6 protein-coding genes are annotated in these 10,967 nt (G+C 70.4%); 4 read left to right on the top strand and 2 right to left on the bottom strand.

What is annotated here, in order from left to right:
• Nucleotides 1-11 precede the first annotated feature (11 nt).
• From nuoL to nuoN, 3 genes are read left to right on the top strand one after another with little or no spacing between them, the layout of a single operon-like run.
• Nucleotides 12-1,976, top strand: a complete 1,965-nt coding sequence (nuoL, locus tag ABZT02_RS08000) for an NADH-quinone oxidoreductase subunit L (protein WP_356015353.1) — start codon at nt 12-14, stop codon at nt 1,974-1,976.
• A 5-nt stretch (nt 1,977-1,981) separates the two neighbouring features.
• On the top strand, nt 1,982-3,553 hold the full coding sequence (locus tag ABZT02_RS07995; protein ID WP_356015351.1) for an NADH-quinone oxidoreductase subunit M: 1,572 nt from the start codon (nt 1,982-1,984) through the stop codon (nt 3,551-3,553).
• Nucleotides 3,550-5,199, top strand: coding sequence for an NADH-quinone oxidoreductase subunit NuoN (gene nuoN / locus ABZT02_RS07990; protein ID WP_356015350.1), 1,650 nt, complete (start codon nt 3,550-3,552; stop codon nt 5,197-5,199). The genes ABZT02_RS07995 and nuoN overlap by 4 nt, the downstream gene beginning before the upstream one ends.
• A 74-nt stretch (nt 5,200-5,273) precedes the next feature.
• Here the strand turns inward: nuoN and ABZT02_RS07985 are convergent, their stop codons facing one another.
• Nucleotides 5,274-5,816 (bottom strand): hypothetical protein, encoded by a 543-nt coding sequence (locus ABZT02_RS07985; RefSeq protein ID WP_356015348.1) that lies wholly within the window; start codon nt 5,814-5,816, stop codon nt 5,274-5,276.
• Between the two features lie 248 nt (nt 5,817-6,064).
• Between ABZT02_RS07985 and recQ the strand changes: the two genes are divergently transcribed.
• Nucleotides 6,065-8,080 (top strand): DNA helicase RecQ, encoded by a 2,016-nt coding sequence (recQ, locus tag ABZT02_RS07980; RefSeq protein WP_356015554.1) that lies wholly within the window; start codon nt 6,065-6,067, stop codon nt 8,078-8,080.
• Nucleotides 8,081-8,142: 62 nt separating this feature from the next.
• Here the strand turns inward: recQ and ABZT02_RS07975 are convergent, their stop codons facing one another.
• Complete coding sequence (locus ABZT02_RS07975) at nt 8,143-10,959, bottom strand: fumarate reductase/succinate dehydrogenase flavoprotein subunit (protein WP_356015346.1); 2,817 nt, start codon at nt 10,957-10,959, stop codon at nt 8,143-8,145.
• Between the last annotated feature and the right edge of the window lie 8 nt (nt 10,960-10,967).

Below are 10,967 nucleotides of genomic sequence, written 5' to 3'. Positions count from 1 at the left end.
GTCGCTGCATCGTGGAGAACCTGATTGCGCTGCTCATCGCGGCGCCCCTGCTCGGAGCGGCGGTCCTGCTGACCGGCGGCCGGCGGCTGGACGCCGTCGGCCACTGGATCGGCACGATCCTCGCCGCCGCCTCCTTCGTGTTCGGCGCCATCCTCTTCGCCGACCTGCTCGGCAAGAACGCCGAACACCGCACGCTCATCCAGCACCTGTACACATGGGTGCCGGTCGAGGGCTTCCAGGCCGACGTCACCTTCCGCCTCGACCAGCTGTCGATGACGTTCGTGCTGCTGATCACCGGCGTCGGCTCGCTGATCCACCTGTACTCCATCGGGTACATGGAGCACGACGAGCGGCGCCGCCGCTTCTTCGGCTATCTGAACCTGTTCCTCGCGGCGATGCTGCTGCTCGTCCTCGCCGACAACTACCTGCTGCTCTACGTCGGCTGGGAGGGCGTCGGTCTCGCCTCCTACCTGCTGATCGGCTTCTGGCAGCACAAGCCCAGCGCGGCCACCGCGGCGAAGAAGGCCTTCCTGGTCAACCGCGTCGGCGACATGGGCCTGTCGATCGCGATCATGCTGATGTTCACGACGTTCGGGACCTTCGCCTTCGGCCCGGTCCTCGGCACCCATGAGAAGCCCGGACTCGTCGACGGCGCGTCCGAGGCCACGCTCACCGGCATCGCCCTGATGCTGCTGCTCGCCGCCTGCGGCAAGTCCGCCCAGGTGCCGCTGCAGTCCTGGCTCGGGGACGCGATGGAGGGTCCGACCCCGGTCTCGGCCCTCATCCACGCGGCGACCATGGTGACCGCGGGCGTCTACCTGATCGTCCGCTCCGCCAACATCTTCAACCTCGCCCCGGACGCCCAGCTCGTCGTCACCGTCGTCGGCGCCGTCACGCTCCTGTTCGGTGCGATCGTCGGTTGCGCGAAGGACGACATCAAGAAGGCCCTCGCAGGATCGACCATGTCGCAGATCGGCTACATGGTGCTCGCCGCGGGCCTCGGCCCCATCGGCTACGTCTTCGCGATCATGCACCTGGTGACGCACGGCTTCTTCAAGGCCGGGCTCTTCCTCGGCGCCGGTTCGGTCATGCACGGCATGAACGACGAGGTCGACATGCGCAAGTACGGCGGCCTCCGGAAGTACATGCCGGTCACCTTCGTCACCTTCGGCCTCGGCTACCTCGCGATCATCGGCTTCCCGGGTCTGTCCGGCTTCTTCTCCAAGGACAAGATCATCGAGGCGGCCTTCGCCAAGGGCGGCACCGAGGGCTGGATCCTCGGCGCCTGTGCCCTGCTGGGCGCGGCCATCACGGCCTTCTACATGACGCGCGTGATGCTGATGACGTTCTTCGGGGAGGAGCGCTGGAAGAGCCGGCCCACCCGCTCCCCGGAGGCCCCGAGCGCCGAGCCGGCCGCCGAGCACCACGGCGAGCACGCGGAGCCGCACCCGCACGAGTCCCCCAAGTCCATGACGATCCCGATGATCGTGCTGGCCTTCGGATCGGTCTTCGCGGGCGGTTTCTTCAGCATCGGCGACCGTTTCCTGCACTGGCTGGAGCCCATCACCGGGCACGACCACGGAGACGCGCCGATCGGCGCGACCACGGTCACGGCGGCCACGGTGACCGTGATGGTCATCGGCGTCGCGATCGCCTGGCTCCAGTACGGCAGGCGCCCGGTCCCGGTCGTCGCCCCGCGCGGGTCGCTGCTCACCCGGGCCGCCCGGCGCGACCTGCTCCAGGACGACTTCAACCACGTCGTGCTGGTCCGCGGCGGAGAACACCTCACGCGGTCCCTGGTGTACGTCGACCACACCCTGGTCGACGGCGTGGTCAACGGCACGGCGGCCTCGGTCGGCGGTCTCTCCGGGCGGATGCGCAAGCTGCAGAACGGCTACGCGCGGTCGTACGCGGTCTCGATGTTCGGCGGCGCGGCGATCCTCGTCGCCGCGACCCTGCTGATGAGGGCGGTCTGATACCGATGTCCTTTCCTCTGCTGACAGCGACGGCGGTGCTCCCGGCGATCGGGGCCATCGCCACGGCCGCCGTGCCGGCCGCTCGGCGCACCGCGGCCAAGTGGCTGGCGCTGCTCGTCTCGCTCGCCACCCTCGCCCTCGCGATCACCGTCCTGGTCCGCTTCGACCCGGACGGCGCCCGCTACCAGCTCACCGAATCGCACGCCTGGATCGCCGACTTCGGGGTCCGCTACGAACTGGGCGTGGACGGCATCGGGGTGGCGCTGCTCGCGCTGACCGCGCTGCTGATCCCGTTCATCATCCTGGCGGGCTGGCACGACGCCGACCCGCTGGAGACCGGAAGCAAGCGGTGGCGGCCGACGCAGGGCTTCTTCGCCCTGATCCTGGCCGTCGAGGCGATGGTGATCATCTCCTTCGAGGCCACCGACGTCTTCCTCTTCTACATCTTCTTCGAAGCCATGCTGATCCCGATGTACTTCCTCATCGGCGGCTTCGGGGACCGGGCCCACGCCGGCTCCGACGAGAAGGCGGCGGCCCAGCGCTCGTACGCCGCCGTGAAGTTCCTCCTCTACAACCTGGTCGGCGGGCTGATCATGCTGGCCGCGGTGATCGGCCTCTACGTCGTCGCCGGGAACTTCAGCCTTCAGGAGATCGCCGAGGCGCGGGCCAACGGCTCGCTCCACATGGCGACCGACACCGAACGTTGGCTGTTCCTCGGGTTCTTCTTCGCCTTCGCGGTGAAGGCGCCCCTGTGGCCGCTGCACACCTGGCTGCCCAACGCGATGGGGGAGGCCACCGCCCCGGTCGCCGTCCTCATCACGGCGGTCGTCGACAAGGTGGGCACCTTCGCGATGCTCCGCTTCTGCCTCCAGCTCTTCCCGGAGGCCAGCAAGTGGGCGACGCCCGCGATCCTCGTCCTGGCGGTGATCAGCATCATCTACGGGGCGCTGCTCGCGGTCGGCCAGCGGGACATCAAGCGGCTGGTGGCCTACGCGTCGATCTCGCACTTCGGCTTCATCATCATGGGCATCTTCGCGATGACCAGCCAGGGCCAGTCCGGTGCGACGCTCTACATGGTCAACCACGGGATCTCGACGGCCGCGCTGATGCTGGTGGCCGGCTTCCTGATCTCGCGGCGCGGCTCGCGGCTCATCGCCGACTACGGCGGTGTCCAGAAGGTCGCCCCGGTGCTCGCCGGCACCTTCCTGATCGGTGGTCTGGCGACCCTCTCGCTGCCCGGGCTCGCACCCTTCGTCAGTGAGTTCCTGGTCCTGGTCGGCACGTTCGCGCGTTACCCGGTCATCGGCATCATCGCGACCTTCGGCATCGTGCTCGCCGCGCTGTACACCCTCGTCCTCTACCAGCGGACGATGACGGGCCCGGTGAAGCCGGAGGTCTCCGCGATGCCCGACCTGCGCGCGCGTGAGCTCGTGGTCGTGGCCCCGCTGGTCGTCCTGTTGATCTTCCTGGGCGTCTATCCGAAGCCCGTCACGGACATCGTGAACCCGGCGGTGAAGTCGACCATGTCCGACGTACACAAGAAGGACCCCAAGCCCGAGGTGGAGGCGGCCAAGTGAGCGCAGTAGCCGTCCACAGCCTGTGGACAACCGCGGCCGACCCGATCTCCAAGATCGACGCGCCGAAGATCGAATACGGGCAATTGTCACCCACCCTGATCGTCGTGGGCGCGGCGCTCATCGGAGTGCTGGTCGAGGCCTTCGTCCCGCGCAAGTTCCGTTACTACGCCCAGCTGTTCGTCTCCGTCGTGGCGCTGTGCGCCGCCTTCGCGGCGGTCGTCGCACTGGCCGCCGACGGATACGCCACCACCAAGGCCGGCATCGCGGCCATGGGCGCGATCGCCGTCGACGGACCGGCCCTGTTCCTCCAGGGCACGATCCTGCTGGCGGGCCTGGTCGGCCTGTTCACCTTCGCCGAACGGCGGCTCGACCCCGAGACACACGGCAACCGGGTCGACTCGTTCGCCGCGCAGGCCGCCTCCGTGCCGGGCAGCGACAGCGAGAAGGCGGCCGTGAAGGCCGGGTTCACCACCACCGAGGTGTTCCCGCTGCTGCTCTTCGCCGTCGCCGGCATGCTGATCTTCCCGGCCGCCAACGACCTGCTGACGCTGTTCGTGGCCCTGGAGGTCTTCTCGCTCCCGCTGTACCTGCTGTGCGCGCTGGCCCGCCGCAAGCGGCTCATGTCGCAGGAGGCCGCGGTCAAGTACTTCCTGCTCGGCGCGTTCGCCTCCGCGTTCACCCTGTTCGGCATCGCCCTGCTGTACGGCTACGCGGGCTCGGTGTCGTACGGCACGATCGCGAAGGTCGTCGACGGCACCATCGGCACCGTGGACCCGGCGCTCGCCGACACCATGGGCAACGACGCGCTGCTGCTGATCGGCGCCGCGATGATCGTCATGGGCCTTCTGTTCAAGGTCGGCGCGGTGCCGTTCCACATGTGGACGCCGGACGTCTACCAGGGCGCTCCCACCCCGGTCACCGGCTTCATGGCGGCGGCGACCAAGGTGGCCGCCTTCGGCGCGCTGCTCAGGATCCTCTACGTCGTTCTGCCGGGCCTGCGCTGGGACTGGCGGCCGGTCATGTGGGCCGTCGCGATCGTCACCATGCTCGGCGGTGCGATCGTCGCGATCACGCAGACCGACATCAAGCGGCTGCTGGCGTACTCGTCGATCGCGCACGCCGGGTTCATCCTCGCGGGAGTCATCGCGACCACTCCGGACGGGGTCTCGTCGGTCCTCTTCTACCTGGCGGCGTACTCGTTCGTGACGATCGGCGCGTTCGCCGTGGTCACGCTGGTCCGGGACGCCGGTGGTGAGGCGACGCACCTGTCCAAGTGGGCGGGCCTGGGCCGCCGTTCACCGCTGGTGGCCGCGGTGTTCGCGGTGTTCCTGCTGGCCTTCGCCGGTATCCCGCTGACCTCCGGCTTCGCCGGGAAGTTCGCCGTGTTCAAGGCGGCGGCGGAGGGCGGCGCGGCGCCGCTCGTCGTGGTCGGTGTGATCTCGTCGGCCATCGCCGCGTTCTTCTACATCCGCGTGATCGTGCTGATGTTCTTCAGCGAGCCGCGCCCGGACGGGCCGACGGTCGCCGTGCCGTCGCCGCTGACGATGACGGCGATCGGGGTCGGTGTGGCGGTCACGCTGGTCCTCGGTGTGGCGCCGCAGTACTTCCTGGACCTGGCGAACCAGGCGGGAGTGTTCGTGCGCTGACCTGCGGTATCTGGACCGTGTTCACGCTGTGGGCCCCGGCTCCCTCCAAGGGAGCCGGGGCCCACCGCATGCGGTCACAGGTCCAGGTCCAGATCCGACATCAGGTCCGGGTCCGCGTCCGGCTCCGCCGCCGCCGAGCACGTCACATCAGGGTGTGTGGGGCTGAAGAGACCGCTGGGGTTCGTCTTGTAGATCCAGGCCCGCAAGGTGTAGCTGGAGCCCAGATCCGGCAGGTCGACCGGAGCCTGGAACGTCTGACCGAACATCGTCGGCGCGTCGGCCCCCGACCCGGCCTTCACGACCCACTCCACCGCGGTGAGCCTGCGCCCGTACGGGCCGTCCTCGTAGAGGAGAGCCGCGGGCTTCTCGGGGTCGGTCTGCCCGACGTTCTCCTGGTTGACGTAGCGGTAGCCCGTACCGGACACGCAGGGCGTCGGAGCGAAGCCGTCGGCGACGGCGTAGGGCTCGTAGGCGTACATGCCGGTGGCCCCGTACGTCGCGAGCAGCTCCGTCCACACGGACGGGTCCGGGTCGGCTGCCTGTGCCGGGACGGCGGTCAGTGAGAAGGCCGCTGCCGCCGCGACGGTGAGCACTGCCTTCAGAGGCCGAGGGGCCATAATGGTTCTCCTTGAGGCGCTTGAGGCGGGAGGGGCGCGCGGGTGAGGCGCCGTCCGTCGGGCGGACCGGGCCTCCCCAGCCCGCCCCGGCAGCATGTCCCCGCCTCGAACGGGTGCGCCATGCGGCATCGGCCGTTCGGATGACCACGCAACGTCACGGGGTCGGCCTGTGGATAACTCCGACGCTGTCGGTCCCGGCACCTATCGTGGAGGCAGTGGTCGAGGGACGACGTACGGGGGACGGGACTATGGGCGGGATGGGCGGTATCAGCGAGATGCCAGGGATCACCGGGACACCGGGCGCGAGCGACAGCGAGGCACTGGCCACGCTGCACCGGGTCTTCGGTTACGACGCCTTCCGCGGCGAGCAGGAAGAGATCATCGAGCATGTGGTGGCCGGCGGGGACGCCGTCGTCCTCATGCCGACCGGCGGCGGCAAGTCGCTGTGCTACCAGATTCCGTCCCTGGTCAGACCCGGCACGGGCATCGTCGTCTCACCGCTCATCGCGCTGATGCAGGACCAGGTGGACGCACTCAGGGCGCTCGGCGTGCGCGCCGGGTTCATGAACTCCACGCAGGACTTCGACGAGCGCCGTGTGGTGGAGGCCGAGTTCCTGGCCGGAGAGCTGGACCTGCTCTACCTCGCGCCGGAGCGGCTGCGCCTCGACGCCACACAGGACCTGCTCTCCCGCGGCAAGATCGCCGTGTTCGCCATCGACGAGGCGCACTGCGTCTCCCAGTGGGGCCACGACTTCCGCCCCGACTACCTGATGCTGTCCGTGCTCGGCGAGCGCTGGCCCGACGTCCCGCGGATCGCGCTCACCGCGACGGCCACCCGTGCCACGCACGAGGAGCTCACCCAGCGGCTGAACATGCCGAAAGCCCGGCACTTCGTGGCCAGCTTCGACCGGCCCAACATCCAGTACCGGATCATCCCCAAGGCCGACCCCAAGAAGCAGCTCCTGGCGTTCCTGCGGGAGGAACACGCCGGCGACGCGGGCATCGTGTACTGCCTCTCCCGCAAGTCGGTGGACGCCACCGCCGAGTTCCTCTCCCGCAACGGCATCGAGGCGGTCCCGTACCACGCGGGCCTGGACGCGGGCACCCGCGCCGCCCACCAGTCCCGCTTCCTGCGCGAGGACGGCCTGGTCGTGGTGGCGACCATCGCCTTCGGGATGGGCATCGACAAGCCGGACGTCCGTTTCGTGGCCCACCTCGATCTGCCCAAGTCGGTCGAGGGCTACTACCAGGAGACGGGCCGCGCGGGGCGTGACGGACTGGCGTCCACGGCCTGGATGGCCTACGGGCTCAACGACGTCATACAGCAGCGCAAGATGATTCAGTCGAGCGAGGGCGACGAGGCGTTCCGGCGCCGGGCCGCCGCCCACCTGGACTCGATGCTGGCGCTGTGCGAGACCGCGCAGTGCAGGCGCGGGCAGCTGCTGAACTACTTCGGCCAGGAACCGGACCCCGCGGGCTGCGGCAACTGCGACACCTGCCTCACCCCGCCCGAGACCTGGGACGGCACCGTCGCGGCCCAGAAGGTGCTGTCGACGATCGTGCGGCTGCAGCGGGAGCGCGGGCAGAAGTTCGGGGCCGTGCAGATCGTCGACATCCTGCTCGGCAAGCGCAGCGGCAAGGTCATCCAGTTCGACCACGACCAGCTGTCCGTGTTCGGTATCGGCGAGGAGCTCTCCGAAGCTGAATGGCGCGGTGTCGTACGGCAGTTGCTGGCCCAGGGGCTGCTCGCGGTCGAGGGGGACTACGGCACGCTGGTGCTGACCGAGGCGAGCGGCGCGGTGCTGCGGCGGGAGCGCGAGGTGCCGCTGCGCAAGGAACCGAAGAAGCCGGTGAGTGCCAAGTCCGGCACTTCGACCTCCGGGCGGGGCAAGGCCAAGGCCGTGGTGGCGGAGCTGCCCGAGGCGCTGGTGCCGGCGTTCGAGGCACTGCGGGCCTGGCGCGCCGAGCAGGCCCGTGAGCAGGGCGTCCCGGCGTACGTCATCTTCCATGACGCCACGCTCAGGGAGATCGTCACGGTCTGGCCCACCTCGGTGGCGCAGCTCGGGAGCGTCGGCGGGGTCGGCGAGAAGAAGCTCGTGACGTACGGGGAGGGCGTGATCGAGGTGTTGGCCTCCCTGGACGGCCCGGCGGGAGACACTGCGCCGGCCGGGCCCGGTGCACCGGCGGGGTCTGCCACGTCGTCCGGTGACGACGACCACTGGCCCGAGATGGACGCCGAGCCCGAGCCGGAGGACTGGATATAGAGGAGGCCGGGACGATTCGGAGATCGTCCCGGCCGGGTGCGGCGGGGGCGCAGCGGGTGCCGCTACGACGGGTGCTGCAACCCCCGCGCCGCATAAGCCCTGACGTCCGCATCCGAGTCCGTCGTCGCCGTGGCCAGCGCCGCGCGGGCGTCCTCGGAACCCGGGTGCCGGGTCAGGGCCAGCACAGCGGCCTTGCGGACGTCGGCGTTGGGGTCGGCGAGGGCCTTGGCGAGGGCGGGCACGGCCACGTCCGGATCGGCGGCGGACAGCGCCGTCGCGGCACCCGACCGGACCTGCCAGGCGGAGGCCGACAGCGCGGTGACCGCGCGGGCGGCGAGGGGTGCGGGGCAGCCGGTGGTGCCCAGTGCTCCGTAAGCGGCCCCCTGCACCAGGGCGTCGGGGTCCTCGGTGAGACGACTCAGGGCGTCGAGGGCGACGTCGAGCGGGCGTTCCGCCGACACCGTCGCCAGTGCCTTGGCGATCGTCACGCGGACCTCGCGGGACGGGTCGGTGGTGGCCGCGCGGGCGAGCTCCACGACCGCGTCGACCGAGACGAGGGCGCGGACGGCCTCGATGCGGACGGCGATGTCCGAGTCGGCGAGGGCCCCGGCGAACAGGTCGGTGTCACCGAGGCGCAGGGCCCGCAGGACGTCCAGGGCGGCGGCGCGGACGACGGGGTCCGCTTCGGACAGGGCGGCGGCGAGGCCGTCGCGCAGGGCGGGTTCGGCCGGGAGCGTCTCCACCAGCTCGCGCAGTGAGGCGGCCGCGGTGGCGCGGACCTCGGGGGCGGGATCCCGGAGCGCCTCGGCGAGGGCGGGACCGGTGCCCGGGGGCAGGGTCTCGGTCAGCACAGCCAGGGCCTCGCGCCGGACGGCGGGCGCGGAGTCGGCCAAGTAGGGCTGCAGGGCGTCGAGTTCGGGCTCGTCCTCGGCGAGGGCGACGAGTTCGAGGAGGCGGGCGGAGGAGTTCTCGGGCGTGGGGTGGGGAGGGGTGGGGTGGGGAGGGGGGAGGGGCCCCCTCCCCGTCGGCAGCGAGTTCGCTCCCACACCGACGCCCACCCCGGCCGCCACCGGCGCCCGGTCCCGTGCCCCCGCCGTCGCCACCTCCTCGGCGTGCACCTCGCCGATGTGCCGGGAGGGGCCGCCAACGGGGGTGAACTCGTCGATCGGGACCAGATAGGGAGCCACGGGCCGGGCCGTGAACTCCATCGCACCGGAGGGGGATTTGTGCAGGTCGAGGTGGTGGAACCAGGAGGCGTCGTCGCGATGGGGGTGGTCGAGACGGTCGTGGTAGAGGCCCCAGCGGGACTCCGTGCGGGCCAGGGAGGCGCGCGCGGCCATTTCGGCGCAGTCGCGGATGAAGGAGACCTCGGCGCAGCGCATCAGCTCGTGCGGGATGCGGGCGCCCATCGCGGCGATGTCCTCCCGCATCCGTTCGAACGACTCCAGGGCCAGCGAAAGACGGGCGCCGGACTTCGGCGGGGCCACGTAGTCGTTCACGAAGCGGCGCAGCTTGTACTCGACCTGGGGCTGCGGAGGACCGTCCGGGTTGCGCAGCGGGCGGTAGATCAGTTCGTGCGCCTCGCGGAGCTGGTCGAGCGGCAACTCCCCTTCGTACGGCGTGTACTGGGAGGCGTCCGCGCCCGCGAGGTCGCCGAAGACGAACGCGCCGATCATGTAGTTGTGCGGGACGCAGGCCAGGTCCCCGGCGGCGTAGAGGCGGGGGACGGTCGTACGGGCGTGGTCGTCGACGCGGACGCCGGAGGCCGAGTGGCCGCCGCACAGTCCGATCTCGGAGATGTGCATCTCGATGTCGTGGGTGCGGTAGTCGTGACCACGTCCCTCGTGGAAGGTCCCGCGGGTGGGCCGTTCCGTGGAGTGCAGGATCGACTCCAGGGACGAGATCGACTCCTCGGGGAGGTGACTCAGCTTCAGGTACACCGGCCCGCGGTCGGAGGCGACCTCCGCCGCGAACTCGGCCATCATCTGCCCGGACCAGTAGTCGGAGTCGACGAAGCGCTCGCCGTGCCGGTTGACCTGGTAGCCGCCGAAGGGGTTGGCGACGTACGCGCACGCGGGGCCGTTGTAGTCCTTGATCAGCGGGTTGATCTGGAAGCACTCGATGCCGGTCAGCTCGGCGCCGGCGTGGTAGGCCATGGCGTAGCCGTCGCCCGCGTTGGTCGGGTTCTCGTAGGTGCCGTACAGGTAGCCGGAGGCGGGCAGGCCCAGGCGGCCGCAGGCGCCGGTCGCCAGGATCACCGCGCCCGCGCGGACGGTGACGAACGCGCCGGTACGGGTGTTGAAGCCGACCGCGCCCACCGCGCGCCCGTCCTCGGGAGCCGTCAGCACCCGTACCGGCATCACCCGGTTCTCGATGCGGATCCGTTCCCGCATCTCGCGCCGCCGCAGCTGCCGGTACAGCACCTTCTTGACGTCCTTGCCCTCCGGCATCGGCAGCACGTACGAGCCGGAGCGGTGGACCTGGCGGACCGCGTAGTCGCCGTGCTCGTCCTTCTCGAACTTCACGCCGTACGACTCCAGGCGCTGCACCATGCCGAAGCCGCGGGTGGCGGTCTGGCGGACGGTGGACTGGTCGACGATGCCGTCGTTGGCGCGGGTGATCTCGGCGACGTAGTCGTCGGGTTCGGCGCGGCCGGGGATGACCGCGTTGTTGACGCCGTCCATGCCCATGGCGAGGGCACCGGAGTGGCGGACGTGGGCCTTCTCCAGGAGGAGCACGTTCGCGCCGTGCTCGGCGGCGGTCAGGGCGGCCATGGTTCCGGCGGTGCCGCCGCCGATGACGAGGACGTCGCAGCGGATCTCCTCGGCCTCGGAGAGGGCGGGGATCTCGAGCGGCGTGTTGGGGGAGGGCGTGGTCACCGGAGGGC

Origin of the sequence: Streptomyces sp. NPDC005402 (assembly GCF_040606575.1) — a bacterium.
Taxonomy (GTDB): Bacteria; Actinomycetota; Actinomycetes; order Streptomycetales; family Streptomycetaceae; genus Streptomyces.
The sequence above is the reverse complement of the archived record's forward strand: the minus strand, read 5'-3'. Positions and strand labels throughout refer to the sequence as shown.

Coding starts and splice junctions, on each gene's coding strand:
- ABZT02_RS07995 (WP_356015351.1), top strand. CDS start 1,982: ATGTCCTTTCCTCTGCTGACAGCGACGGCGGTGCTCCCGGCGATCGGG.
- recQ (WP_356015554.1), top strand. CDS start 6,065: ATGGGCGGGATGGGCGGTATCAGCGAGATGCCAGGGATCACCGGGACA.
- ABZT02_RS07985 (WP_356015348.1), bottom strand. CDS start 5,816: ATGGCCCCTCGGCCTCTGAAGGCAGTGCTCACCGTCGCGGCGGCAGCG.